General features: G+C 60.3%; 24 protein-coding genes and 1 pseudogene. 15 read left to right on the top strand and 10 right to left on the bottom strand.

The window, feature by feature from the left end; genetic code table 11:
- Positions 1-51: 51 nt before the first annotated feature.
- Entirely contained in the window at positions 52-240 is a 189-nt protein-coding gene (locus ORS3428_RS17540; RefSeq protein WP_071099565.1) for a hypothetical protein, read from the bottom strand.
- 241 nt (positions 241-481) lie between these two features.
- Between ORS3428_RS17540 and ORS3428_RS17535 the strand changes: the two genes are divergently transcribed.
- From ORS3428_RS17535 to rlxS, 5 genes are all read left to right on the top strand, one after another.
- Positions 482-805 (top strand): DUF736 domain-containing protein, encoded by a 324-nt coding sequence (locus ORS3428_RS17535; protein WP_071099564.1) that lies wholly within the window; start codon positions 482-484, stop codon positions 803-805.
- Positions 806-964: 159 nt separating this feature from the next.
- The gene (locus ORS3428_RS17530) at positions 965-1210 is read left to right on the top strand and encodes a helix-turn-helix transcriptional regulator (RefSeq protein ID WP_071099563.1); all 246 of its coding nucleotides are present in this window, start codon (positions 965-967) and stop codon (positions 1208-1210) included.
- On the top strand, positions 1207-1755 hold the full coding sequence (locus tag ORS3428_RS17525) for a S26 family signal peptidase (RefSeq protein WP_071099562.1): 549 nt from the start codon (positions 1207-1209) through the stop codon (positions 1753-1755). Before ORS3428_RS17530 ends, ORS3428_RS17525 begins: the two co-directional genes overlap by 4 nt.
- The gene (locus ORS3428_RS17520; protein ID WP_071099561.1) at positions 1743-2426 is read left to right on the top strand and encodes a lytic transglycosylase domain-containing protein; all 684 of its coding nucleotides are present in this window, start codon (positions 1743-1745) and stop codon (positions 2424-2426) included. The genes ORS3428_RS17525 and ORS3428_RS17520 overlap by 13 nt, the downstream gene beginning before the upstream one ends.
- A gap of 236 nt (positions 2427-2662) precedes the next feature.
- Positions 2663-4630 (top strand): relaxase/mobilization nuclease RlxS, encoded by a 1968-nt coding sequence (gene rlxS, locus ORS3428_RS17515; RefSeq protein ID WP_071099560.1) that lies wholly within the window; start codon positions 2663-2665, stop codon positions 4628-4630.
- 67 nt (positions 4631-4697) lie between these two features.
- On the opposite strand, the gene ORS3428_RS17510 is transcribed toward rlxS, so the two are convergent.
- The 4 genes from ORS3428_RS17510 to ORS3428_RS17495 are packed head-to-tail and all read right to left on the bottom strand — an operon-like array spanning position 4698 to position 7652.
- Positions 4698-6257: an E2 ligase fold family C protein gene (locus ORS3428_RS17510; protein ID WP_071099559.1), complete on the bottom strand. Its 1560-nt coding sequence runs from the start codon at positions 6255-6257 to the stop codon at positions 4698-4700.
- 3 nt (positions 6258-6260) lie between these two features.
- Complete coding sequence (locus ORS3428_RS17505) at positions 6261-6749, bottom strand: Mov34/MPN/PAD-1 family protein (RefSeq protein ID WP_071099558.1); 489 nt, start codon at positions 6747-6749, stop codon at positions 6261-6263.
- A complete protein-coding gene (locus tag ORS3428_RS17500) occupies positions 6746-7363 on the bottom strand; it encodes a putative metal-binding protein (protein WP_071099557.1) in 618 nt (205 codons plus the stop codon). Before ORS3428_RS17500 ends, ORS3428_RS17505 begins: the two co-directional genes overlap by 4 nt.
- Positions 7356-7652 carry a DUF2604 domain-containing protein gene (locus ORS3428_RS17495; RefSeq protein ID WP_071099556.1) on the bottom strand — a complete coding sequence of 99 codons (297 nt, stop codon included), beginning with the start codon at positions 7650-7652 and terminating at the stop codon, positions 7356-7358. Before ORS3428_RS17495 ends, ORS3428_RS17500 begins: the two co-directional genes overlap by 8 nt.
- Positions 7653-8321: 669 nt before the next feature.
- Between ORS3428_RS17495 and ORS3428_RS17490 the strand changes: the two genes are divergently transcribed.
- From ORS3428_RS17490 to ORS3428_RS17470, 5 genes and pseudogenes are all read left to right on the top strand, one after another.
- Positions 8322-9275, top strand: a complete 954-nt coding sequence (locus tag ORS3428_RS17490) for a DUF1403 family protein (RefSeq protein WP_071099555.1) — start codon at positions 8322-8324, stop codon at positions 9273-9275.
- Between the two features lie 2 nt (positions 9276-9277).
- Positions 9278-9974 (top strand): annotated as a pseudogene (gene scpB, locus ORS3428_RS17485) (SMC-Scp complex subunit ScpB).
- 157 nt (positions 9975-10131) lie between these two features.
- Entirely contained in the window at positions 10132-11298 is a 1167-nt protein-coding gene (locus tag ORS3428_RS17480; RefSeq protein ID WP_244508010.1) for a competence protein ComEC, read from the top strand.
- A gap of 3 nt (positions 11299-11301) precedes the next feature.
- The gene (locus tag ORS3428_RS17475; RefSeq protein ID WP_131802912.1) at positions 11302-12138 is read left to right on the top strand and encodes a hypothetical protein; all 837 of its coding nucleotides are present in this window, start codon (positions 11302-11304) and stop codon (positions 12136-12138) included.
- Positions 12139-12951, top strand: a complete 813-nt coding sequence (locus tag ORS3428_RS17470) for a ComEC/Rec2 family competence protein (RefSeq protein WP_071099553.1) — start codon at positions 12139-12141, stop codon at positions 12949-12951.
- 235 nt (positions 12952-13186) lie between these two features.
- On the opposite strand, the gene ORS3428_RS17465 is transcribed toward ORS3428_RS17470, so the two are convergent.
- From ORS3428_RS17465 to ORS3428_RS17455, 3 genes are all read right to left on the bottom strand, one after another.
- Positions 13187-14479, bottom strand: a complete 1293-nt coding sequence (locus tag ORS3428_RS17465; RefSeq protein WP_071099552.1) for a DUF2130 domain-containing protein — start codon at positions 14477-14479, stop codon at positions 13187-13189.
- 179 nt (positions 14480-14658) lie between these two features.
- Positions 14659-16905: a Mov34/MPN/PAD-1 family protein gene (locus ORS3428_RS17460; RefSeq protein WP_071099551.1), complete on the bottom strand. Its 2247-nt coding sequence runs from the start codon at positions 16903-16905 to the stop codon at positions 14659-14661.
- Positions 16905-18113, bottom strand: a complete 1209-nt coding sequence (locus ORS3428_RS17455) for a metallohydrolase (protein WP_201788326.1) — start codon at positions 18111-18113, stop codon at positions 16905-16907. Before ORS3428_RS17455 ends, ORS3428_RS17460 begins: the two co-directional genes overlap by 1 nt.
- 466 nt (positions 18114-18579) lie before the next feature.
- On the opposite strand from ORS3428_RS17455, the gene ORS3428_RS17450 reads away from it, so the two are divergent.
- The 5 genes from ORS3428_RS17450 (at position 18580) to ORS3428_RS17425 (ending at position 23634) form a co-directional block, all read left to right on the top strand.
- Entirely contained in the window at positions 18580-19020 is a 441-nt protein-coding gene (locus tag ORS3428_RS17450) for a S1/P1 nuclease (protein WP_157895969.1), read from the top strand.
- Entirely contained in the window at positions 18980-19534 is a 555-nt protein-coding gene (locus ORS3428_RS17445) for a S1/P1 nuclease (protein WP_071099549.1), read from the top strand. The genes ORS3428_RS17450 and ORS3428_RS17445 overlap by 41 nt, the downstream gene beginning before the upstream one ends.
- A gap of 412 nt (positions 19535-19946) precedes the next feature.
- Positions 19947-20441 carry a hypothetical protein gene (locus ORS3428_RS17435; RefSeq protein WP_071099548.1) on the top strand — a complete coding sequence of 165 codons (495 nt, stop codon included), beginning with the start codon at positions 19947-19949 and terminating at the stop codon, positions 20439-20441.
- Positions 20442-20539: 98 nt separating this feature from the next.
- Positions 20540-22240, top strand: a complete 1701-nt coding sequence (locus ORS3428_RS17430) for a metallophosphoesterase (protein ID WP_244508005.1) — start codon at positions 20540-20542, stop codon at positions 22238-22240.
- Positions 22241-22506: 266 nt separating this feature from the next.
- A complete protein-coding gene (locus ORS3428_RS17425) occupies positions 22507-23634 on the top strand; it encodes a hypothetical protein (RefSeq protein WP_071099546.1) in 1128 nt (375 codons plus the stop codon).
- A gap of 309 nt (positions 23635-23943) precedes the next feature.
- On the opposite strand, the gene istB is transcribed toward ORS3428_RS17425, so the two are convergent.
- Positions 23944-24720 (bottom strand): IS21-like element helper ATPase IstB, encoded by a 777-nt coding sequence (gene istB / locus ORS3428_RS17420; protein ID WP_071099545.1) that lies wholly within the window; start codon positions 24718-24720, stop codon positions 23944-23946.
- Between the two features lie 16 nt (positions 24721-24736).
- Positions 24737-25962: IS21 family transposase (gene istA / locus ORS3428_RS17415; RefSeq protein WP_071099544.1), on the bottom strand; the 1226-nt coding region annotated here is incomplete at its 5' end.

Below are 25962 nucleotides of genomic sequence, written 5' to 3'. Positions count from 1 at the left end.
AGCATTTACCGCTCGGCAAAGTCTCCTGTAGAGCGCAGCGCCGGTCCGGTTTCAGCCGCGCGCACCGGGCGACGGAATTTCGAAACCACCCGGCCCGGTGGTGGCAATCTGGCGCTTTTTGCTTGGCACGATAGCGCTGGCGCGGCGCCGGAGCGTGCGCAAGCTCTCCTCGGCCAACATCTGCCTGGCTACCGCGACCCGCGTCTTCGCGACATCTCCTTTTGCTCGTGCGAGCACCATTTCCCTGCCGCTGGCTTGATGACCTATGGGCGGATCCGGCCCGCCCGAAACCCTCGGCCAGCAGCTTTTTTCCCCGCCGCCTGCGGCGGCTCCTCGCGCCCGCTTCGCTTCAAAAAAGCCGCCCGCTCGGGTCCTGCGCTGCCGCTGCGGCCCTGCGGGTTCAGCCGGCCCGGACGCGCCCATCACGGTCCGCCATCGCAGGGGAATGGTCCCCGGCGACAAGCAAAAAGGAGACTTTCAAATGACCGCGATCGGATACGTTACCAAGCAGGACAATGGCAGCTACAAGGGCCAGCTCAAGACGCTCAGCGTCCGCGCCGACATCGCCATCGTGCCCAACCAGTCAAAGAGCGCCGACACCCATCCCGACTTTAGGGTGCTCACGCAAGGCGTCGAGGTCGGTGCCGGCTGGATCAGGATCGGCGAGGCATCCGRCAAGGACTATGTGAGCCTGTCGATCGCAGCACCGGAGTTCGGCCCGAGAAAACTCTACGCCAATCTCGGCCGCGCCGCCGGCCAGGATGACGACGACACCTTCGCCATCATCTGGAACCCGGCCGACTGAGGCAACAGGCCCCTGCGCCACCGGCGCGGGGGCTCTTTCAGCCGAACTCAGCCAGCCCGCAGCGGCGGCGAAAACTCGCCGTTGACTCTTCGCCCGTCCCGCAAGCGCTTTTCCTTGCCGATCCTCCCCCCGTCTTCAGCCGACGAAACGAGGATCATCATGGACGACGAAAACGAACGCGCCGCCCGCGCCAAGAAGGGCAGTCCGTTCCTCAACACCGCGCAGGCCGCCTTCTATATCGGGCTCTCTCAGCGCACGCTCGAAAAGATGCGGCTCAAGGGCGGCGGCCCGCAATTTCGCAAGCACGGCCGCTTCGTGCGCTACCACATCGACGAGCTCGACGCCTGGTCGAAAGGCCAGCCGAGGGGCTCCGACGCCGATGACAATCGCGGAGGCCGGTCATGATCGCGCGGCCTTCTCTTCATCTGATCGGCAGCCGTTTGTGGCGCGTTCGTGCGCGCAAGACGCTTGCCGCGGCAAGCATCGGCCTTGGCCTGATCGGCTTCACCGCTTTCGTCAAGCCGACACCCGTACTGGTCTGGAATGCCTCGGCCAGCGCGCCAATCGGGCTCTATGGCCTTGGCCTTGGTGCCGCTCGCGTCGGCGATTTCGTGCTTGTCCGCTTGCCCAAAATGGCCGCTCACCTCGCCGACCAACGCGGCTATCTGCCTCGCAACGTGCCGCTGGTGAAGCGTATCGCCGCACTGCCGCATGAGCATGTCTGCGCCTTCAATGACGCCATCATCATCGGCGGCGAGATCGTGACACGTCGCGTTCCAGTCGACACGCAAGGTCGAACCTTGCCTTGGTGGAACGAATGCCGGGCACTCACCGGCGACGAAGTTTTCCTGATCAATGGCGAGGCTCCCGGCTCCTTCGACAGCCGGTATTTCGGACCGGTCCCGACCCAAAACGTCATCGGGAGGCTCGTGCCGCTATGGACCGAGTGACCCTCCTGATTTTGGGCATGGTGTCGATTGCGCCATGCGCCTGTTCCGCCGCGACCGGCGCTGAGCCGGCCGTCGTCTCCCAAAGTCCGCAGCTGGCAAGATGGCAAGAGTTCGTAGCCGAGGCAAGCCGGCGCTTCAGTGTTCCTCAAGGCTGGATTTATGCCGTCATGGACGCCGAAAGCCGGGGGCAGACCATGCTCAACGATCGGCCGATCACTTCACGAGCCGGCGCGATTGGGCTGATGCAGGTGATGCCCGACACCTATGAGGAACTGCACGTCGAGCATGATCTCGGAGCCGATCCGCACGATCCGCGCGACAATATTCTGGCCGGTACAGCCTATCTGCGCGCCATGTATGATCGCTTCGGCTTTCCTGGGCTGTTCGCAGCCTACAACGCCGGRCCGGATCGATATGAGGCGCATCTGGAACGCGGGAAGCCGCTGCCGAGAGAGACAGTTTTGTATCTGAAACAGCTTAAGGCGGCGGGTGTTTCGGCGGCCGACATGGATCAGTTCAAGCGCAAATCTCGACCGCCAAAAGCGCCTAAAATCTCCTTAGGGCGCGAATTGTTTTTCCTAAGGGATGGCGTTTCGGCGGCCGGTTCGAGTGGCGCAATTCTGGTGCCGCTCGGGTCTCAGCCAGGGTCAGCGCGGCCGGCCGGCAGATGAGGGGAGGCGTGACGATCAGCCCGAGCGCGGGGCGAGGGGCTGGGGGCTGGGGGCTGGGGCTGGCGGCTGAGTTGAGGGCTGAGGGCTGAGTTGAGGGAAGGCAAGATAAAGACACCGCCTCCACGAGGCGGCGAAGTCTTTGTCTGCACATCGTTTTTCCTGGAGGTTGCCTTCAGAAGCAGGAGAGCGAATCTATGCAAGTAGTTGATTTTGCTGGAGTTCTGTAGGAGGCTTCCGTGCAGGATGAAGACTTCAGGCCCAAGCTCGGCAAGATTGGGTCGCGCGGCTCGAAGGCGGGCAAACGCTTCGTGGGCCAGGTCCGGGCAGCAATCAACAGAGCCGGGGGCAGGCCGAAGCGCGGCGCAAGCTTCACGGGAAGCCGGGTTGGGCGCGGTGGGGCTGCCGCAGCGCTGCTCAAGTCACGCGACCGATATGCTGCCTTCCGGCGACGTCGTGTGATCGTCAAGGCACGGGTTGTGAAGCTCGCCGGCAAGGCCGCGGACGGAGCGCGTGCGCATCTGCGCTATCTCCAGCGCGACGGCGTCACCCGCGAAGGCGAGCCTGGCGAGCTTTACGGTGCCGAGAGCGACGGCGTCGACGGCAAGGCCTTCGTCGATCGTGCAGACGGCGACCGGCATCAGTTCCGCTTCATCGTCGCACCTGAGGACGGTATCGAGTATGACGATCTCAAGCCGCTGACCCGGCGCCTGATGGCGCAGATGGAAGAAGACCTCGGCACGAAGCTCGATTGGGTGGCCGTCGATCATTTCAACACTGGCCATCCGCATACGCACGTCATCATCCGCGGCAAGGACGACCGCGGCGAGAATCTCGTCATCGCGCGCGAGTACATTTCCTCTGGTTTGCGAGAGCGCGCGGCGGAGCTGGTGAGCCTCGATCTTGGTCCCCGTACAGACCGCGAAATCGAGCAGCGCCTGCGTCAGGAAATGGAGCAAGAATGCTTCACCARCATCGACCGGCAACTGCTACGAATGCGCGACGACGATAAGCTTGTCTCGCCGGACAGTCGCAATGCGTTTCGCCAGACGGTGCAGCAGGGGCGCCTGCGCAAGCTCGAGCGGATGGGTTTGGCTGAGGAGGCCGGCTCCGACCGCTGGYGGCTGAACGATCAGCTTGAAGCGACGCTGCGCCGGTTAGGCGAGCGCGGCGACATCATCAAGACCATGCATCGCGAACTGACCAGTAAGGGAATTGCGCGCAGTGCCGCCGACTATATTGTGTACGATGCGGGACAGAATGCCGAGCCTGTGGTCGGCCGCGTGGTCGCGCGCGGGTTGGCAGACGAAATCCAAGACCGGCATTACCTCATCGTCGATGGTTTGGACGGCAAAAGCCATTACATCGATATCGGGAAAGGCGAGGCAACCGAACCGACGCCCGATGGCAGTATCGTGYGGGTCACGCCGCGGAACACCGAGCCCAGACGGGTCGACCGTACGATCGCGGACATCGCTGCAGCGAATGGCGGGCGCTACAATGTCGATATCCATCTGAGGCAGGACCCTTCCGCCACCGAACGCTTTGCGGAGACGCATGTCCGGCGGCTGGAAGCGATCCGGCGAGCCGCCGGCGGCTTGGAGCGCCAGCCGGATGGCACCTGGACGATCGACCCGGACCATCTCGATCGTGTTGCGGAATACGAGCGCGATCGCGCGAAGGCGGAGCCAGTCCTGGTCGATAAGCTCTCATCACTGCCGCTGGAGAAGCAAGTCAGTTTTGACGGTGCCACCTGGATTGATCAGGAGCTAGGTTCCGATGCGCCTGAGACACTGCGCAAATCCGGCTTTGGCCGTGACGTGCATGAGGCGCAGGCTCGCCGGAGGCAATGGCTGATTGCGCAGGGTTTAGCGCACGAAGAGCAGGACCGAATTGTCTATCGCGCCAATCTGATATCGATCCTGCGCCAGCGCGAGCTGAACCGCGTTGCCGGTCGGCTTTCGAGCGAGCTCGGGCTCTCCTATTTTGAAGCAAAGCCTGGAGATCGACTGGAGGGCAYGCTTCGACGCTCAGTCGAGCTCTCGGGCGGAAAATATGCTGTAATCGAAAAATCGCGCGAGTTCACGCTGGTGCCGTGGCGRYCGGTGYTCGATCGTCACGTCGGCAAGGAGGTTTCCGGGGTTGTGCAGCGCGAGGGCATCTCCTGGAGGGTCGGTCGGCAAAGAAGCGGACTCAGCGTTTCGTAATGGCGCCCCGCATTGTCATTTTTCGGTGGCAGCTTGGAGCACCCCGGCTGGGAAGACGTCAGATTGCTCAGGCGGCAGACACCTTGCTCGGCTGTTCCACGGTGTTGCCGTATTTCCGCCTATACGCGCCAATGAAATCCTCATCACTACAGATGCAGCGACCGCTGGAATCTTTGGCCTTCGGATCATGCAAGTGGGATCCAAGCGGACGCAGAAGATTCAGGCGCGTGCTCGTCGTTGGGCTAGCGGGAAGACCTGAACTGTGTTTGACCAGCTCCGCGGCGAGCATGATGCCGGCGAGCGCTGACTGAAATGCCATCGGAACCACGGTTCGAACGAGACGACTTCCGCCGCTTAGCTGGAACACCACACCGCCACAGATTGCCTGCTGGTAGAAGGAACGGAGCGGTTGGCCAACGAACCGAGCGAGAGGCTCGAACGGCACGCCCATGGCTGTTGCCACCCGAGCTACAAAGTCGTGTGGGACTGCAGCGTTGGTCTGGAGAAGCGTTTTTACCTGGTCATGTGCTTCCGGCATCCCGAGTTCTTCGGCGAACAGTTGGTGCTCGTCCTTGGATCTTCCTGTTGGCAGGTACATGCAGCAAAGGCAAGCCCGGCCATCATCAAAACCATGGCGCGACACCCCTAGATCATGCTCCTGTGTCCAGGCATTTGCGATCCAACGGGGGAGAGTCCCTTGTACAGCGAGGCGGTCAGCGGCGGTGTCGAGTGCGACACCAACGCGCTCGAAGCGCCAATCACCTCGATGCGCAACATAGTCAGCCCATCGCAGCGGGTGCGCCTCAACCTTGAGAGCGGTCGATCCAAGCGCATTCATCGCGAATTCGGTCTTGAGCATCCCCACATCCGACTGACCGGCCAACACGTAGCGCTGGAGGTTTGAGAGTTCGATGGATTCGTGGTCGATCACATGCAGGCGGCCGGAAAGACCGGATTGCCTTGCTAACGTCCAAAGCGAGCCATGGCCGATCGCGCCGAGCCCCACGAGATGGGTTTCGCCCAGGTCGACAGGAAATTCAATCGGGCTTGGATCGCCTGATTTTCTTCTGCTGTAGGTGAATAACGAGAGATCGATGTACTCGTCCAACTCGGCGCCGGTCAGCTGCAAGCCGAAGACGGTTCGAAAGACGTTCGCGGCGGCAAAGCAGCTTGCGGCGCCCGCTCCATAGGGCAGCGAACTCGAGCCGGAGCCCACGGGGCCCGTACGTGAGAGCTTTGYCGCCCAACCCTCCGATCCCATAAAGAAGGTCGGGCACCCAAGTGATGGACGCATTGYGCCTGCAACCACACAGATCGTGGCAGACTTGCCGGAACGCCGGATGCCAATTTTTGGATTGATCGACTTTGCCAGGCGCTCGAGGGCTTGGGCTTGAGTGCTCGCCGCGTCATCAAGGGGGAGTATTGCCAGAATCGGATACAGTCGAGCAAGCAACCTCACCGTGAGATCAAGCGTCGCCCGGCCTTCGGCACACGAGACGGCATTGTCGTCGAAGGCCACAGCCACGACTTGCTTTTCGARCGCTGTCTTGAAGTCGCCTAGATGAAAGTCGGTCAGGACCTGAGATGCTGCCGTGGCCGCGCGGTCAATGAAGTTTGCGAGGGCCATTATTCAGCTCGTAATCGTGATCATGCTCGTCAGGGCCGCGGATGGCACCTCGATCCACGTGGCCYTTCCATCAAGTCGATAGGCGGCGATCCGAGCAAGATCGAAGGGYTCGCGGGCGAAATTCGGCACCACCAGTGACAGACACCCAACCGTGGTGGCGACCGCGTATGCGTCGTCGGTTGTGGAATGGTAGGCTCGGCCCGGATGGCTATGTATCTGCGCGACGAGTTTCAACCCGCTCTTGTAGAGCCAGACATTGAGCCGATGGAGTTCTTCGGGCGGAATCATGACGCAGACACCGTCGTCCGTCCGAATGTGACGTTGCGCCGGGATCACGGCTTCTGTTATCTCAAAGTGCTGCCCTTGCTGAACGCCTACCCATAGGCCCATTCCCTCATGACCTTGGCGGCCTACCGAGCGCATATGCGCCTGCACCTTCGACACGCAGTCTTGCGGCAGAGTGACTGTTACTACCTCTTTCAATGCAGTCATTCYGGAATCGCCTGAAGTGAGACGACCATCGGTCCGACTACGGGTTGAAGCTGAATCTGAAGCTGATCCACCGGGCCGGTCCCATACTTGATGATTTTGTCCAGGATGAAGGCCAAAGAGCCTTCGCCAGAACCGCGATGGAGAAGCCATGAATCACCTGAATGAGCCGGGTTGTCGTGGTATTCCCGAATTCCGGYCATGCACAGAAATGGCGGGTCGTCGGGACTATTGGACTGGATGAAGTCCGTAAGCGACACAGCGTTCTGCTGGATCAGTGTGGCGATCATCTCCGGAGGAGTTCCAGGAAGCGGAGGACGTCTCAGCATCCTGAGCTGTAGATCCTTGCGGGCAATTGGCTGAAGCGTGAAGGGATCGACGAAAACCAGGGACGGAGGTCTCAAGTCGTAATTGGAGAAGTCGATCTCGACGGCTGCACCGATCACCCGGGGCTTCAGCTTCGGCGTTGCAAAGATGAAGAAGGCGGACGGGAATGTCGCCTCAGTCAGGAAGCACCCTTGCGCCCGGTAGAACCTTGCCTGTGCCCGGAACCTGTCGATCTCTCGGTCGAATTTTGCCCGGGAGACCTCAGGGTCCACGTACTGGGTTTCAGCCACCGGCTACCCCCGCCTTCAGACTGAGGAACAGGGTCACGGAAGTCCCGAAACCGAACTCGCCAACTTTCTTCCCGACGTCCAGCAAGGTGCCGGACTCGTCCTTAAGCTCCCAATTTTCCGGTGGTTGGGCAACGTTTTGTGTATTTTCAAGGGCTTTTGCGAGAACGACGTGAAGTGRCTGATTAGGATTGGCCTCTATCAGCGTGGGCTGACCGTTCACCACGACCGTGATCTCAATCTTCCCCGGGCCGCCGCCGTGATTTTCGTCCTTGCCGGAACTGTTCGACATTGTAGCACTCCTGTGGCTTGCCAACGAAGGCCCCAGGGCGCTAGTTGCCGACCCGGTAGGGAACGGACTGGCGGTCTTCAATCGCCCACTCGGTGCCACAGCCCGAGAGTACGCAAAGACAGAGGCAGGCTACCGATTCGGTACGCCTCCTTCTTATGCAGGAGTCGACTGGCAAGTAAACGATCAAAACTGCTCTTCACAACAAAAACAGCTTCAAGCATTGTGTAAATATTGGCCTCATGCCAATTGCGGGGACATGACGAGGCCGCGAAAAAAAGCCTAGCTGGGGCCACGCAGCCATTCTACGTCGCGATCGGTGCAGCCCTTGCTAGCGCCTGCCATTGACCTCGGCACCCGAAGATAGCTTTCTTGAGGAGCGCGCGCCGTCTTTGATGAGGTCCGAGCAAGCCGGGTATCTCGGATCGGAGACGCTGCCGGATTTCCATATCGCGATTGGCCTCCCGGAGGCGATTGCGGTGACGGCGAGCGACGGCTTACCGATCGCAAAACTGGACCGATGCCGCGGTCGCGGGTGCCTCGCAGAGCAAATTGCGGAAGTTTAAGCGACTGATATGGCAACATTATCATTCGTTTTGGTGTTCCGACAAGCAGTGCGTTTTAGGGCGAAAATTGTGGTGCAAAGCGCACGCACCATTTACCCTCAAAGTCATGATTCGCCTCGATCCAGCGACCGCCAATCTTCCTCCGCCGACCGTCCCGGGTTGGGCGCTTGAGACCGTGGGCGTTACGCATGACGTGGACGCAGCCTTCCGGGCCGGTGCCGCGCTCGCTTCTCTGGACAGTCTCGCCCGCGCGCAGCCGGCTTGGGCCGGCGCATGGCGTCAGCGGCTGGCGCTCAAATGCGCCGCCGCCAGCATGCGGCTCGCCGGCCGCGCCGAGGACGAGGCAGGTTTGCGCGATGCCTGGCAGCTTTGCCCGGCCGGCGCCGATCCCGGTCCCGCCGGCGCCATTTTTGGCGCCTGGCGCCAGCTGGCGCTGCAGCCGCCGGCGGTCAGCGCCGATCGGCTGGCAAAAGTGGTCGAGATGCTCGGGCTCGCCTGGGACGACGAGGCGCTCGCCGAACTCAGCACGAAGATCGATGACGTGGCGGGCTCGTGGCGCCCGGCGTCATTCGCCGCGGCGGCGCTCGCCGCGCACGTCGTCGCCATGCGCACACATTCAGAACTCTTGGCCTGGTGGCTCGCCGACCTGGTGCTGGCGCAAAGCCTGCGCTGGCCGCGGCCGCTGCCGCTGTTGATGACGCAGGCCTTTGGCCCGGCCTTCCGGACCGAAGGGGGCGGCGGCAAACGCATCCGACCGGGCGAAAAAGGTTTTGAGCGCGCGGTTTGCCTAGCGCTGGTTCAAGCCGCGGCGGAGGCCTGCCGGCTGGCGGCCGAGCTTTCGCGCCGCTCCGAAAAACTTCTGGCGGTGGCGCCAAAACTGCGCGCCAAGGGCGCCGGCGACGTGATTTTTTTGCTGCTCAATGAAGATGCCGTCGCCGGATCGCTGGTGACAAAGAACCTGTCGCGCTTTGCGGCGCGGCGGCTGTTCGAGCGCCTCCAACACCTCGAGGCCGTGCGTGAGCTGTCGGGCCGCGCCAGCTTCCGGTTGTTTGGGCTGTAGCGATGAGCCAGGCCTCCGTCCGCCGCAAGCCTGACTATCAGCCGGCGCTGCTTGACATCGAGCTCGAGCACCTGCCGCCGGAACTGCGCTGGCGCGAGTGGATGGGCCGCGTCGAAGCGGTGATCTTTGCGGCAAATGAGCCTGTGCCACGCGAGGTGCTGGCGCGGGTGGTGGGAAAAAACTGCAATCTCGACCTGGTCATCGACGACATCCGCGCCGAGCTCGYCGGCCGCCCCTATGAGCTGGTCGCGGTCGCCGGCGGCTGGCAGCACYGGACGAAGAAGGTTTTTGGAGACGTCATCCACGCCGCATTCGGCACGGCCGCGGAGCACGGGGACAAAAGAACTGTCGCAGTCGGAGGCGCTTGTGCTGATGTGCATCGCCTATTTCCAGCCGATCACCCGTGGCGAGCTGTCGTCTTTCTTCGGCAAGGAGGCGTCGCGTGATCTGATCGGCGTGCTGCGTGCGCAGGACCTCATCGCATCGGGGCCGCGCAGCCCGCAACCGGGCGCGCCCTACACCTATGTGACGACCAAGAATTTCCTGTCGCAGTTCGGGCTCGACACACTGCGCCAGCTGCCGGATTTCGAGGCGCTCGAGGACGCCGGGCTGCTGTCGAGGGAAAAGCTGCTCGCCGGCGCCATTCCAGCCGGGTTGGCTAACGGCGAGGGCGATGTCGTTGAGGACGACGGGCCGTGAGCGGGGCGTTGTCGCGTTCCGACGCAGCGATGGACTCGAGCGCGGCTGGTTGAAGAAATTCGAGAGAAATCACGTTCTTTCGCAACTCGACGGGAGGACCCGCAAAGCGGGCCTCCTTTTTCGCAAATTATCTACTCCTCCTCTCTTGCAAGAAAGCATGGGCGTTCACATCTCACGTCAAGACTTCGGCAGAGAAGTCCAAATTTGTATTATTCAAATTATTGGCGAGAGGAATATCCAAAAAATGGCGGACTATTTTGAGATCGATTTTCTTGGCGTTGAAACCAAGAAGAGCGGAGACGCGATCGCGCTGCGGTACGAGAAGGACGGCGCGACCTATATCCATGTCGTCGATGGCGGCTACGTAGACACCGGCAAGTCGTTGCGTGACCACATCGTTGCCCACTACGGAAACCCGACGTTCATCCACCACGTCGTCVCTACCCACAATGATGGCGACCACGCCCGCGGCCTCGTGGAGATCCTCGAGCACTTCGATGTCGGCGTGCTTTGGATGAACCGGCCTTGGATCTATGCTGCGGAGATCATCGACCGGTTTGAGACGTACAATGACGTCGACCGGCTCCRCTCCAAGCTGCGCTCGGCGTACGCGAACCTGGCAGCACTGGAAGAAATCGCAGAGCGGAAGGGCATCGAGATCCGCGAGGCGTTTCAGGGGGCCGCAATCGGTGCGTTCCGCGTGATGGCGCCGACGCGTAACCGGTTCCTGGACCTTGTGGTCACCTCTGACAAGACGCCGGAAGCCAAGACCGAAACGTCGGCCTTCGACGGGTTCCTGACCACGTTGGTGGAAAAARCCAAGAGCGCGGTGGCCTACATCCGGGCGGCGTGGGGCGCGGAGGCGTTCCCTGCCRAGGATACCAGCAACGAGAACGAGATGAGCGTCGTGCAGTACGCGAACCTGTGCGGTAAGAAGATCCTTCTGACCGCCGACACCGGGCGGGATGGGCTGGCGGAGGTCATCGCCTATGCGCCCGCTGYGGGCCTGCAGCTTCCCGGCATCGACCGCCTCCAGGTGCCGCACCATGGCGGCCGCCGCAACCTAACGACAGAACTGCTGAATTCGATGCTCGGAGAGCCGTTGGACAGCAAGCCTCAACAGGGTCACTTCACCGCGGTCATCAGCTCCGCAAAAGAAGACGAAGACCATCCGCGCAAGGTGGTGATGCGCGCAATGATCCATCGAGGCGCCAATCTGCACATGACGGAAGGGGTGAGCTTCCGGACATCATGGAATGCTCYGTCCCGGGAGGGGTGGAGCCCCGCGACGCCGGCTACCTATCCTGAGGAGTATGAGGAATAGGCCATGGCGATCCCTTTGACCACCGATATCGCCCAAATGTTCGACGGCTATGGCCGGCAGGCCCGGCTGTTTCCAGGCTTGCTAACGATCTTTCCGCCCCTGCTGGCGGTCTTTGCCTGGTTCCCCTGGCTGCTTCTGTCCAGCATCGGCGCAACGCTGCTGACGGTGGCCACCTCGTGCGGCCTCCTCTACGCGCTTGGATCCTATGCCCGCACCAAGGGGCGGCGCATCGAGYCCGGCCTGCGAAAGGCATGGGGAGGGTGGCCGACGACCATCATCCTGCGCCACCGCGACAGTCATCTCGATCGGCACACGCGCCAGCGTTACCACAGCTTCTTGAGCTCGGCGGTACCGGAATTGCCGGCAATTCCGACGGYCGAACAGGAGGCTGCCGATCCGTCAGGGTCTGATGCGGTCTATGACTCGGCGGTTGTCTGGCTCAAGGAGATGGCGCGGGGCAAAGACTTCCCGATGGTTCATCGTGAAAATGCGCAATACGGCTTCCGCCGCAACCTGCGTGGCCTRAAATCGTTGGGCATCWTCATCTGCGGCCTGACCCTGGYCGCATCGACCGGTGCGATCCTCTACAACAATCCGGGGTTTCTCGATCTGCTGCAAAAGCACGACTGGCGCGCGGCGATCGGCACAATCGTGCCGCTCGGGCCGGCTGTGCTTTCGGCCATGGCCGTCAATGCGGCCGCAATTGTCATCTGGGTCTTTGTCGTGACCAGGCAATGGGTCTGGGAGGCCGGGGTGCAGTACGCCACCGCGCTGCTCGCCGCTTGTGACACGATTAGGCTGCGCCGGGCGCAGCCTGATGCTCCGACAGCGGCGGCTTGAATGGATCTCAGGATTTTCGACGTCGAGCACGGTCAGTGCTCGCATATTGTCACCGATACGGGCCGGCACGTCCTAATCGATGCGGGTCATAATTCGACAACGAATTGGCGCCCGTCCACTTACCTGCCCGGCAAGGGCATCCGCCATATAGACAAGCTGATCATATCGAATTTTGACGAGGATCATGCGAGCGACCTGCACAATCTGGTGAGGGCTGTTGACATCCGCACTCTGACCAAAAATCCCTCGGTATCTGCGCATAACCTTCGCCGTTTGAAGGAAATCRGCGGGATTGGCCGGGGCATTGACGCCCTGGCGGGTATGATGGCGACTTATACTGGACCGGCCGGCGGCGATGTCGATTACGGCGATTTCAGGCTCCGGTGTTTCTGGAACAACTACCCGTCCGAATTTGAAGACGAAAATAACCTGAGCCTGGTCTCCATCATCGAGAGCCACGGTGTCCACATCTGCTTTCCCGGTGACATGGAAGTGGCAGGATGGGAGAGGCTGTTGCGGCGGCAAAGCTTTCGGGCAGCCATGCGCGAGGTCGATATCTTAATCGCTTCCCACCATGGCAGGCTTAACGGCTGCAGCGAACGTCTGTTTCGGGAAACCGGCCTGTTCCCATATTTTGTTGTCATTTCCGATTGTGGACGGGAATACGCCACCCAAGAGACGCAGCGTTGGTACCGGGAGCGATGTCGTGGCATCGATCTGAACGGTCAACGTAGGCGAGTGCTTACCACCCGGAAGGACGGCCGTATACGGGTCCAGACAAGCCCACTGGGGGCGATCRTCGACGTGTTTTGAAGCAACTGAAGGCCAGTACCTCCTATCGACTTTGGTCAGTCTCGGTTGCGCTCTGGTTCAATTTCAGTTTGGACGAATGGCCCCATGGTACACCTGCACGTCACCTCCATTGCACAAAAATTGCCCACGACAATTCCCGCCTAAGGGGATGAGAATGCCCGACCGAGTTGTCAGGGAGATTTTGGTCTCGCAAGTCTRCACGAGGCACAGTCTGCTCAGGGGAAGTGGCTCAAATTCATTTGYCGATATTTGGCCCTTCGACGGCAAGAATTTCGAGGCCTTCGATCTCCTGCATTACTTTGCCCACAATCCCTTGTAGGTCGCCGTACATGCCGACAGTCGACTCGATCACACCCTGGATCTGTGCTTCCCGCTTGGCCCAGCCGCGGATGGTGTTTTTGCGCTCCTTGGCGAGGTCGTCCTGCATGTCGGAGAATTTCTCGACGATGGCCTCGATCCGCTGGCGGAAACGGGGTCCAGTCAGATATCCATAGACCAACTCCATCTTGGAGGCTTGTCCGACCTGAACAAGGCGAGAGTTCGCCAATTCGATCAGGGATTGCCGCAACATTACTGCAATCGGCACCGCACAGCGCGGGTGGGCAACGTACACACCCTCGACCAGGTCAAACGTCTCGACGCCGGCCGGTAATGCCTCGGAGATCAGCAGGGCAATGTCCGCCTTCGCGCTGCGCTGATCCGTGCGCAGCTTGGCCAACCAGCCTGCGCTCCAGTTCTTGGTGCGCTTCGACTCCCATAAAATGGCGCCACACTGCTGGCCGGCAGGGCCGACGATCCGTTGCAGAACGTCGCCGCCATATTCACCTTTGGCAACCGGTTCGATGACGTCGACCGGGAACCTGCTGGCGATCAGCGACTCGAGCTCAAGCTCGAGCACCTCGCCCTGAAGCTGCTGCGAACCTTGCTCGGCCTTGCGCTTCAGCTCCTCAATCTGCCGCTGCATACCAGCGATCTGTTCCTCCTTTTCGGCCACCTTCATCCGGAGCCCGTCTTCTGCTTCCGCTTTGGCCTTGGCGCGGACGAGAGCTAGCCCCTCTTGGACCTTCTTTTCGACCGTCAGATCTAGTTCGCGCTTTTCGTCGTCGAGGGCACGTTGCTGCTTCAGGAATTCGGCCTGCTGTTGYTGAGCCAGCGCCAGTTTTTCATTACGAGCCTGAAGCGTCGCCTCGAGGTCGGYAAGCTTCCGGTCCCGCTCCTGGAGGTCCGCCGACACCAATTGCTTCGCCTTGCGGGCTTCATCAGCCTCGATCCGAGCCCGTTCCGCCGTAAGCTTCTCGGCAACCTTGCCGTCGATGTTTRCCATCGCGGCATCAACCTCCGCTCGCTGTCGCTTGAGGTCTTGTTCCTTGGCCGTCATCGCGGCGTTGGCTTGAGACAGCCTCCGTTCGTAGTCTTCCTTCGTCGCCGCAATCAACGGCGCAGCGAGTGACTCGTTCAGCTTGATGTTGGTTTTGCAGCTCGGGCAGCTGATTGTCGGTTCGTTGAAAATCCTGGGCTGTTCGGTCATTGCCGCCCTTCCAAAAGGAATCTGTTTTGGGCTGTTATCTTACACCGGAACGGTATACATCGAAAGAACAAACAGTGAACAATTTTATTATCCCCTGATCAGATTTACAGCTCGGCACCGCAGCCGGCGCCGCACATACAAAGGTCGTGGATTCGTATGTGCGAACATCGGCAGAGCCCCTATCCGGCATCTGCAATCGCCAGAAACTGGCTCGGAGTTGCAATGAGCAGAACCGAAGGTGGCGGCCTAACCTGTGCCAGGTCGGCCGCGGTCTTCCAATCCAGCGCGGACGGGCCTTGTTCAGCCAAGTGACTGTGCCAGGTTCCGACGTCGAGAAGAGCGCCGCCGCTCTCCCGATTTCGGTCCATGATCTTGTCGTGAAGCCCCCGCGTCCCTAGAACAAATAGGGTAGGGGAGCGCGTGCTGTCTTCCGGCGCGTCGATAACATCGACCACCGTGATGGTCTGGGTGCGCGAGCAACAGGTTCCGATCAGAACACCGCCGGTCTCGACGCCGGGATAAGCAGCGATGTCCGCCCTGATCTTGGCTTGGGCTGAGGGYGAAACCCGTAAGTGCCATCCTAGCTTTTCAACTCCGACCTCTACAAACGGTGGCACGATCACGCGGCGGATCGTCGTGGACACCCCCTCGGCATCTCGAGTGAACACCAACAGCTCGCCGTTCTCCGCGGTCGAGCTCATCAGACGCATGACCTGTTCGGCGGCCAGCCCAGTCATTGCCGACAGTCTGGCGTCAGTCATCGGCATGGTCAGTGTTCCGCAACCCTCGCCGATTTGGATATTGCTGAGACCGAACTCCGGATCGAATAGAAGTGTACGTTCACGAGGCGTGACGTCGGCGTAGAGATGGGCGACTAAGTCGTCCAGCGACGGGTTTCGTGCAGGCCCTTCCCATAGGACGAAGGCGCCTTCGCCCCTGCCGAAAAGCGCTATCTCGCCGATCTTTGCCGGCAGGTCCTCATAGGAAATGGTTGACAGCGAACTGCGAACGAGTAGCGACGCTGTCGTATTCAACAGCACCTTAGTGTCCGGCGGCGCGATCACTTTAAGCTGGTCGGGATCGCGGATACCGTCAACGACGTCTCCATCAAAGATCGTCGGCGTTCGGCCCAGAGGCTTGAGTTCATTTACCAACTCTTGCGCCTTGCCCTGTCCAATGCCATCGCGCACCAGCGCGTGGCGGGCCATGTTGTGGGGCTGGAGAAGCCTTGCGTCGGATAACGCGGTAATCTTTGCTCCGGCTCTCGCGAGATGAAGCGTCGTCTTTGAGCCGACACTACCACAACCAACAATCGCCACAGGCGCAAGGTCCGGGGCACCGGATACCTCTCGCAGCAGCGACGGCGTCGGCTTCTCGAGTGGTCGGAGCGGCACCACGGCCTTTCTGGCGGGCCATTCGAACAATGACCTGCGCCCAGGGAGCGCCGCAATCTCAAAAGCATAGGGGATGAGCTCGATCGATGAGTCGCGATCCATCATCCGAAACGGCCGTCGAACGCAAAGGACCACGCCCACCGGGCCGAGAAATGCGGTATTCCGACCTCTCCACCGAGTTGCAAGCCGCTGGAGGAACGTGTCGAAGCCGGCCCCCACGCCGCATTCCTTAGCCCGGGCGGACAACTCGTCCAAGTTCTCGACGGTGTCCGGCAGGAAATTGGCGTTCACGGTCTTTTCGTCCGGCCAGAAAACACCGGTGACGGTCGTTCCAATGGTGAAGCCGCTCTCGTGCACCCTGGAATTGAACGGGAAAGCCTTGAAGTTGCCAACGAGGGCCGACAATTCGTTGTCGGGTTCGAGCCAAACGTCTTTGCCGGCACCAAAAACACCAGACCGGCCGGCCAGAAAGCGGGTCGACAAGACGATCGAACCAGTGCCTTTGCTAACCTGGCTCCGAACGTAGGAAGTGTCGAACACCATCCAATCCGGCAGTTGGCCTCGCAAAGGTGGTTCCCAGCCCTGCTGAGCCGACATGAGTGTTCCCTGGGCTGCCTTGACCAGCCAAACGCACATTTGTTCGATGATGAAGGCGACCCCCAATTCCAGCATGCMATGCTGGTTGAAGAACTCGTCCAGCGAGCCATCAATCAGACAGGGCACTGGCGGTCGCCGAATCGAGCCGGGTGTCAAATGCGGGAGATCACGGGGAAAATCGTCGCGTAGATAGAAGCGAGGGCTACGCCGCGGATAATCGGACAATAGGCGCACTTCGACGCGCTCGACCTTCCGCACTCCGTTGGGGCTCTGGCCCCGTGTCCGGAATACGAACGGCATGTTCACGTCAAGATTAAGGGCGATCCGTGCCTCGTCTTCGGTCACGCTCGCGAGATCGGCGAACCTAACGTTCGGGTGCTCGTGAGCGACACGCAGAAAATGTTCCGCGTGTCGCTGCATGTCAGCAAGAGCCATCAGCCATGCGCCCTGGCCGTCGTGGTGACGGTGGTGACGCCGGCAATTGCTGCAGCCTTGACGGCACCCAACATCTGTTTCTTGGAAATTCCGGTGCTGGCGATAGTCAGTTCGAGGGGGYGGTCGTTGGCGTTCGTGTACTCGGACGTGCAGATGAAGCGGTCATCATCGCCATCGACGATCGACACGTATTCCCGCTTCGCGCGCTCGTGCGGCGGGTTATCGTCGTCCTTCTTGATCGGCTTGCAGCTGGCCACGATCACGGCACCTTCGCGGATCTGCGAAAGGGCCTTGCGCGCGTCCTCTGAGACCTCGGCATCTTCGCCATAGATCGACCAGCGGTCATGGCTGAGGGTGCGCCAGCTGCAGTGGTGGGGTGTTTCCATCACATCGAAGCTGAACCAATCGGGATGGTTCTCGCCGTTCTTCTGCCAAAGGAGTTCCCAGATGCTCACATCGGCGTCGCCGCCCGTGAGGAACCGGCATTTGTCCGAGTAGCCGTCAGCGGCGATCGAAAAACGCAAAATGACACTCGAGTTGTTACGTTCAAGCGTTTCGATGAGCTCCTGATCCTCGGAGTCGACGTATCCGGGCGCAAGCAACCTCGCCTCAAAAGCTCCCGCGATGACGCGGTCGGCGGCATAGATCATGCCGTCCTGCCTGATGAGGATGCCCTGAATGTCGTCGGTCTTTCCGTCCTTGTCCTCGCCAAGGACGAGGATGCGATCACCCGGCCCGGTCCCGAACGCGCCACCGTCTTTGTAAAGCTTGACCCGCCGTCTGGCTTCAGTCGCCCAAGCCAGAGCGTCGTCGCAGAGCTTATGGTTCTTACTGGCCCGGCGGAAGACGATCGGCGAAGACCACATCTCTCGGATTATGATCTTGCCGGAGTCCTTCGGGTAATCACCAGGTGCACCCAAATGGAAATGGTTGCGCAGTCCGGTGACGTGGTCTTGGTCTGGATGCGAAAGCACGAAGACATCGACGTAGGGGCGCCCTTGGTCGTCTTTCTTCAAACGGTCCTTAAGGTCCTTGGCGACGTCGTAGGCTTCATCGTCGTCCGGATCATCGGCGGCCCCGCGGATATTGATATCCACAAGAATGTTCTGGCCATTATCGAGCGTGAGCAAGGCCATGTCCCCGTTGTCGACGGGGAAAAATGTAAGATTTGCAGTCATATCAGTTCCCATGAAGGCGAGCGTCGGCATCCACGCTAACGCGTGGTCCAACAACTCGGCGCGCCGGCGCCTTGTCAGTGAAGCCTCTGGGCACTAGACGAACTTGTCAGGGATCGTTCTGGTGGTCTGTCGGGGCCCCGTGCGGCGCCAGCTGAGCCACAGGAACGAACAAACGAAAGGCAGGCGATGAGAATCATCGTCTGCCTTTTTTATAGGCGTTTTCGCCCGAAAAAGCAACTACCTCGGCGGCGTGCGAGCACCTAAAATAATGATTTTCTGTGGATTGTCAATTCGGTCTTGACAGGAAGTTCACGACAAAACGTCGCAGTCCAATGTCTAGGACCTTATTCCTTTTATATAAGAACCTGAGCTATTGCTTTCAAGACCGGTCAGAGCAGGCGAAACGTGACCCRCACGGCCCAGGGAAGTGTTGTCTCCAATGTTGTTTGCCGCTTTTGCTCGGATGGCCCCTAAGGTACAATCGAGTGGTCGGCCGATGCTTCAGCTTGAAGACGTAGAGCGGGTGTTCTTGGAGGAGGGCATGTTGAAGTCAGGCTCTTTGCTACAGCTACCGCAGGTGAGGCTAAACCGCCTGGTACGGACCACAGCCAGCGCCGTGGTCCTCGGAACGATGATGGTGGGTTGTCCTATTGGCCCGGCGGCTGCCTGGGGACCTGAAGGCCATTCTATTGTCGCCGAGATTGCCCAAAGACGCCTGTCGGCGACGGCGCTGACAGAGGTCAAGCGCATTCTTGGTGGTGAGGTCTCGATGGCTTCGGTGGCCAGCTGGGCGGACGATGTGCGGTACTCCGTCCATCCCGAGAGCTACAACTGGCATTTCGTCGACATTCCGCTCGCCAATGACACCTATGACCCGGTTTCGGAATGCGCCGCCAATGCTCAATGCTCAGGGCGACTGCGCGATCGCCGAGATTGATCGTGCAGAGCATGAAATCACCTGTGCTTCGGACCCGGTGCTGCGCCGCGACAGTCTCCGCTATCTGATCCACATTGTCGGCGATATCCATCAGCCATTTCATACGGTCGCTGATAACATCGGGGAGAACACACTGACCGTAACCGTGAAGTTCGGCGGATTGATCAAGAGCCCCCCAAAGTTTCCGGGCGACAACCTCCATGCCGTATGGGACAGCACCATCATCAAGCAGACGACCTATGCGTGGGGTTCCTATGTGGACAGGCTCGAAGGCGACTGGCTGCTGAAGCACCCCGAAGCTTCGCAGACGCTGGATCCGGTCGCCTGGACCCTGGAAGCGCACGCGTTAGCCAAGGAGATGTCAGCCGGCGTCGCCATAGGGACTGTTCTAGATGACGCCTACTACAATAAGGCTCTGCCGATCGTCGACCAGCAGCTCGGCCGCGCCGGTTTGCGTCTAGCTGCCGTGGTGAACCGTTGGCTTTCGACTGCGCCGGCATGTCCGCTGCCGTAAGGCAGAGGCTGGCTTCCACTAACACCTGGGTCGGCTGTTCAAAACCAAGCCGCCCTTGCAGCTAGGCGCGGTCGGTTAAAAYGGTGAGAGCGACAAGGGAACCGCAATGGAGCGCCTGACGGGGGTCGAACCCGCATCTGCTGGGTAGAAGCCGGCCGTTCTGCCGTTGAACCACTGACGCGCGAGAAGGCGCCAACCGGYCGCCACCCGAAGGTGTAAGGGAGTGCTAGATTCTTTCCGGGTAGAAGCCGGATACGCATCGTCTACGCGACGGTGCGTTTTTTATTTGCCGTAAGCGCACATCCTTTCCCTCTCTCTAGATCGAGAGTGGAAACTGAACATGCAGACGTCACCGGCTCTTCTACTTTCTAATTGACAACGATATAACGACTGCGGGGAAGGGGGAAGTGCTATGGGCGACATCGCCGCGAAACTCTCATCTTACAATATTTTCACCAATCTCATCCCTGGCGCCGTCTTTGCGTTCATCATGAAACGCCTCGACATTTATGACTTCGGCTCGCTCTCCGCCGTCGTTGACGTCATCATGTATTATTTCCTGGGTGTCGTCGTAAGCCGCGTCGGCTCGGTCATTCTCCAGCCGGTCCTCAACGGAATAGGCTTCGTAAAGCACGACGACTACTCGAAGTTCATCGTTGCCGAGTCAAAGGATCCGAAGATCGCGGTCTTTCTCGAATCCAGCAATCTCTATCGGTCGATTTGCTCCGTCTTGCTAACGACGCTGGCAGCCTACGGTGTTAAACTGGCGGCGGGATATTTCGCCTGGTCGTTGCGCTCGATCGAGTTAGGCACGGTCATTTTCCTGCTGGTGCTTTTTCTGCTGTCCTACCGAAAGCAGACCATGTTCATCGAAAACCGTGTGCAGCACCATAACCAGCAGCCATAGCTTGGTGAGCCGACTGATCCCAATCTTGAAATCAACGGATGATATAGAACATGCCGACGCCGCCTCCTGACTTAGCTGGCCTCTCGAAATACCCAAGGATGACCGGGTGGTTCGGTCCTGTTTTGCTGTTGCGCCTGCTATGGAGGGTCGTGCTGTCAGATCTATTTGGTCAGTACGCGGATCGGCGCCTTATCGTCGCCGCTCTCGACACAGTCACGCCTGAGGAGTTGGTCRGACGCGCAAGGCAATTCATGCCGGGGCAGGGGAATGAACAGGTATGGAGCCTTGAGCCCGATGCCGACGGCGCCGTCTGGGTCGACTTCGTCGCCGACCTCGGTGATGGCTTCGACGCCACCTTCGCCATAGCGTCGCTGCTCGCACAGGAATCGCTGTTGGTGGACGGCCAGCAACTGAAGCGCGGCCAGATGTTGGTCATGGGTGGCGACGAGGTCTATCCGCGCGCCGCACCAGAGACCTATCAGAAACAACTCCGCGACCCCTATGACTGGGCCTTTCCGGATCCCAATCAGGGTCTGCTCAAGGGCCCGCCCGTCTTTGCGCTTCCGGGAAACCATGATTGGTATGACGGACTGGTTCGGTTTCTCGCCCTGTTTTGTCGCAAAGACCACATGCATCTTGGCGGGTGGCGCACCCACCAGCGGCGGAGCTATTTCGCCGTGCAGTTGACGGACCAGTGGTGGCTATGGGCGATCGACGCTCAGCTCGCTGACGATGTGGATCAGCCGCAGAAGGAGWACTTCCGCGAAATCGCCAAGGCCATGTCTGACAACGCTAAAATCWTCCTTTGCGGGCCAGAGCCTGGATGGCTCTATACAGGTCAGACAGGAAACAAGGCGCTTGGCGTGATGAGCTACATCGGCTGGATCGCCTTGAATCAGCACCGCGGTCTGACAATCCCTCTCGTGCTCTCAGGCGACACCCACCACTACAGCCGCTATGTGGCGGACGACGGCAACACCCAGTTCGTGACCTCCGGGGGTGGCGGGGCATTTCTGCATCCGACCCACCAGGTCGAGCCGCGCGTCGATCTCGACAGGGGCAAGAACGGTTATTCTTGGCTCGCGGGGCACATTAGGGCTCTCACGCTGGGTTCGAATGCGCAGGGTAGGGAAGCCGTCTACCCCTCGAAAATCGAGAGTCTGTCGATGCTTCGCGGGAACTTCGGGTTTGTGGCATACAACCCGGGCTTCGCGCTGGTCCTTGGGGTTCTTTATTGGATCGTTTCCCTGATTGGAAAAGCGCTGCCGTCCGACGTCTACTATATCGCTCCAATCCTGCTGATTGGCGGCTTCTGGGGGTATACCAAGAAGCAAGAGGGCGGCGGCCTCAAGACGGCGCTGGTCTCGGCGGCCAATGGCCTAGCGCACTGCCTCGGCGCGGCAGTGACCGCATTGGCCGTGGCATGGATCAACAACCACTATGTCGACTTGGCCGGTTGGCCGAGAAGCTCTTTCCTGTTGTCAGCGGCCGAAACGATCCTGCTCGGCGGACTGATCGGCGGCACTCTTTTTGGAGCCTATCTTTACGTCACGTCCCGCTGGCTCGACATGAACCACAACGATGCCTTCAGCTCCATGCGACGCAACAGTCATCGGCATTTTCTCAGGATGCGTATCAAGGGCGATACCGTGACCGTCTTTCCCGTCGGACTTAAGGATATTCCGAAGAGGGAAGATTGGCGGCCGAATGCGGAAAACGCGGGGCAACCGCCGCCGGCGTACGTTCCGAACTCACCCCTCAGGCCTGAACTGATCGAGGAGCCGTTTTCTGTTACCTAGTCTGAGAGCTAATATTTGACCTCCAACCAGCGTCTGCGCGCGGCAGCTTTGCGCCGCAAGTCGGCCGTTTGAGATCCCAGTCGAGCCTCTCGGTAGCCGACCGGCGTTTCCACCGGCGCGCGGCGCCTCTCAAAGGATCGCTGCGCCGATTTCTAGACGAGCGGACCGGGCCAAAGCGTTGGCGAACAAGGCGGCTGATATTGTAAGTTTTAGAGCGCTGGGTGCAGTTTGTCGCCACGACCCCGGATTGCTCGTGCAGATACTATATGGGACAGGCTGTGACAGAGGTTATTGAACTTCCACGCCAATCGGATGGCACCGGCTTCTATTTGCATTTCACAGGCGGTTTCCGCGCCGCCAACCTAGCCCAAGGTGGTTGGAGGATTGAACCCGTCTTTGTCAACGATAAGCCGTGTGCAACGGGTCCTCTGACAATGGCCCAGCTTCAATTGCTCGCGACACAGAATAAATTCCGCGCAGTTRCATTCCAACGATCGGGTTGGTTGGATGGCGTATACCATTCCGCTTGGGCGCCGATTGTTCCTGGGAAAAGCAACCACTCCGAAGGTCCGGCAGAGCTCTGGAGCAACATTGCGCGAAATATTTTCCGCTCTCGCACCAAAGAGTTTTTCGATTCTGCCAAGCACCCCGCTGAAGAAGAAATTGCAAAAACATTAGACGATCAAGACCCGGTGGAGGCGCTGGCGGGTTACGTCAGCCTGAGTTTGCGCAGCATGGATATCAATGTGGAGCAAATTGCAGAACACTACCACGAGCAACTTGTAAACCATATGGCCGCTGGGCGCGTTGACGGCCAAAGATCCGCGAATACTTTGTCGCAGACACTGTATGCGCACGTTCACTCGTTCTTCCTGCACCTTGGAGCTGCGCGAGACTACCTGGGTGCGCTTATCTCCTATCGCAGTGGCCTCGATCATGCGAAAAACGACTCAATGGCGCGGCTCGTCGGGGAACTCCGGCTGGCAACTTTGCCGAAGGATGCATTATTGCAGCTGTTGATTGCGGGTGGCGACATCGCCGCGCATCCTCAAAAACCCGGAAATTTCGCCGTGGCCGGATGGATGCAGGAAGTAACCTTGATCCGAAACGAACTCGTACACAAGCGCCCGTATGGCTCCAAGTTTAAAGAGCGCTTTGGTTGGGTATTCCCGACGCAAGAAGAGGCAGGTCTATACCGTTACTTCCGCCCGCTGCACTTGAACGGAAGTCCGGACGAGGATGTGTTTGAAGTGATCCGCCATCACTATGCGCGTTGCAACGATCTTATGCACAAGGTCGCGAGAGCATCGGGGTACAACGCAGCCATGACGCATATCACGGACAAAGATGTGATTTCCTTGAAGATTCGCCGAGGGGACGAGGCAGGTGGGTAGCATTGATGCGGACACATGGGAGATCTTTGTGTCCGTTTCTGCACGTCTCTGAGTTCATTGTTCACACAGCATCTGCCATCACGGGCTAGGCAATGCCTCGCCGCCCGACATCTTACATTGTTTGGAGTTGGCAAGGGGTCGGGAACACCGGCCAACGTGCTCGACTCGGCGGCACCGCGCTCTCGCCGAATCCGTAAATCTGCTGCGCATTTCGCAAAAGCCGGACAGGGGTTCCGCTAATTCCCGGACAGTGGTTTCGCTAATGTCGGGACAGATTGGCGGCGTCGGTCCTCGGGTGCCTTGTTGCGTTCATGGATGATTGATTTCGCCGTTTTCGGTGCCGGTCAAGAGGGGCGCGGCCTTTTGCTTTCGCATGCTATCGCCCTGGAGCACGATGCGGTGGGCGTTGTGMACGATCCGGTCGAGAATGGYGTCGGYGACGGTGGGGTCTGYGATCAGATCATGCCATCTGGCTACCGGGACCTGGGCCGTGATCAGGGTGGATTTGCGGCGATAGCGTTCCTCGACGATTTCGAACAGATGGAAGCGCTGTTGGTCAGTGAGGCTGTGGGTTCCGAAATCATCGAGGATGAGCAGTTGCGCGCGGGTGAGTTTGTCGATCAGGCGTGGAAAGCGGCCATCGAGACGGGCGAGCGCCAAATCCTCGAACAGGCGCGGCACGCGCACATAGAGCACGGAATGATCGAGCCGTGCTGCTTGCCGGCCGAAGGCGCAGGCCAGCCATGACTTGCCGGTTCCGGTCTGGCCGGTGAYGATCAGGTTCTCATGCGCCTTCAGCCATTMACCCTGGGCGAGCGCCATGGTGTTGCGGCGGTCGAGCCCGCGCGGCGCGGCAAAGTCGATGTCCTCGATGCAGGCTTCGGGAAAGCGCAGCCTGGCTGAGGCGAGCCGGTTCCGGACGCGCTTGTCGGCCCGCATGGCGACCTCGCGGTCGAGCATCAGGCCGAGCCACTCGTCACGGCTGAGCTCGTTGGCGTTGCTCCGTTCGGCCAGTTCGCGCCAAGCGGCAGCCATGCCGACCAGACCGAGGGCCTGCATCTGATCGAGGGTGGGGTTGGTCAGCATTCTTTCTTCCTTTCCTTCACTGGTAATAGGTGGAGCCGCGGATGTTGGCGTGCTGGGGTGTCGGCTTTGCCGGTTCTGCGGAGCTGGCTCGGTCGAGGCCGGCCTTGAGGATGGCGGTGACGGAGGAGTAGGCGATCGCGTTGATCAGCAGCGCCCGCTCGCAGGCGGCATCGAGACGCTCCGGCCCATAGCGCGGCGCCAGCGACAGGATGCCCATGGCCGAGCGGTATCCCTGTTCCGGATGCGGTCGGTCGCGCATCATGCGCTCGACCAGGATGGCGGCATTGGGGCCGATCTTGGCCGCCCGGCTGATCAGGCTAGCCGGTGTGGTGTTGGCGTAGCGCTGGTGCGCTTTGGGCATGTGTTCGTTGACGGTGACATGGCCGGAACGCTGTGAGCGACGGACATGGCTGGCAACACGCTGGTGATCGTGAAAGATCTCGACCACTCGATGCGTGAGCCGCACCTCGACGGTACGCCCGATCAGCCGGTGCGGCACCGAGTAGAAGGTCTTGTCGACCTCGACATGGTAGTCAGGATGGACCTTCGCCGACTTCCACTCGGCGTATTCGAACGGCACCGCCGGCAGCGGCTTCAAGGCAGCCCGCTCGATCTCCTCGAACAGTTCGCGGCGGCTTTGGCCGATATGGCGCATCGGCCGGTTGTTCAGTTCCTCGAGCAGTTCGGCGATCGCCGCGTTGAGCTCGGTGATCGAGAAGAAGGATCGATTCCTCAGCCGTGCCAGAATCCAGCGCTCGACGATCAGCACCGCGCCCTCGACCTTGCCCTTGTCGCGCGGCTTGCGGCTGCGGGTCGGCAAGATGGTGGTGTCGTAATGCTCGGCCATGGCGGCAAAGGTCGCGTTCAGCGTCGGCTCGAACCACAGCGCCTTGACGACACCGGCCTTCAGGTTGTCGCAGACGATCGCCTTGGTGACCCCGCCAAAGAAGGCAAGCGCTCGCACCTGGCCTTCGATCCAGTCCGGCAGCTTCTGACTGGAGCTGGCAAAGGCGAAGGTCAGATTGGAGGCGCCCAGCACCGCGACAAAAATCTGCGCCGGGCAAATGACGCCGGTCGCCGGATCGATCACCGGCACCGTCTGCCCGGCATAGTCCGTCTGCATCACCGCGCCCGCCGCATRCCGATTGCGGAATGTCGCGCTCGTCCGGCGCTCGAAAGCGGCGAAGTGCTCGCAGAACCAAGTGTAGCCGTAGCCGTCGGGATGGGCGGCGCGATACTCCT

The sequence above is a fragment of the Mesorhizobium sp. ORS 3428 genome, assembly GCF_001854785.1.
Lineage (GTDB): Bacteria > Pseudomonadota > Alphaproteobacteria > Rhizobiales > Rhizobiaceae > Mesorhizobium.
This window is presented reverse-complemented; position numbering and strand designations above follow the sequence as displayed.

Excerpts from the sequence above, each read along its gene's own strand:
- ORS3428_RS17540 (WP_071099565.1), bottom strand. The coding sequence starts at position 240 with ATGGTGCTCGCACGAGCAAAAGGAGATGTCGCGAAGACGCGGGTCGCG.
- ORS3428_RS17530 (WP_071099563.1), top strand. The coding sequence starts at position 965 with ATGGACGACGAAAACGAACGCGCCGCCCGCGCCAAGAAGGGCAGTCCG.
- ORS3428_RS17525 (WP_071099562.1), top strand. The coding sequence starts at position 1,207 with ATGATCGCGCGGCCTTCTCTTCATCTGATCGGCAGCCGTTTGTGGCGC.
- ORS3428_RS17490 (WP_071099555.1), top strand. The coding sequence starts at position 8,322 with ATGATTCGCCTCGATCCAGCGACCGCCAATCTTCCTCCGCCGACCGTC.
- ORS3428_RS17450 (WP_157895969.1), top strand. The coding sequence starts at position 18,580 with ATGCTTCAGCTTGAAGACGTAGAGCGGGTGTTCTTGGAGGAGGGCATG.
- ORS3428_RS17445 (WP_071099549.1), top strand. The coding sequence starts at position 18,980 with ATGCTCAATGCTCAGGGCGACTGCGCGATCGCCGAGATTGATCGTGCA.
- ORS3428_RS17435 (WP_071099548.1), top strand. The coding sequence starts at position 19,947 with ATGGGCGACATCGCCGCGAAACTCTCATCTTACAATATTTTCACCAAT.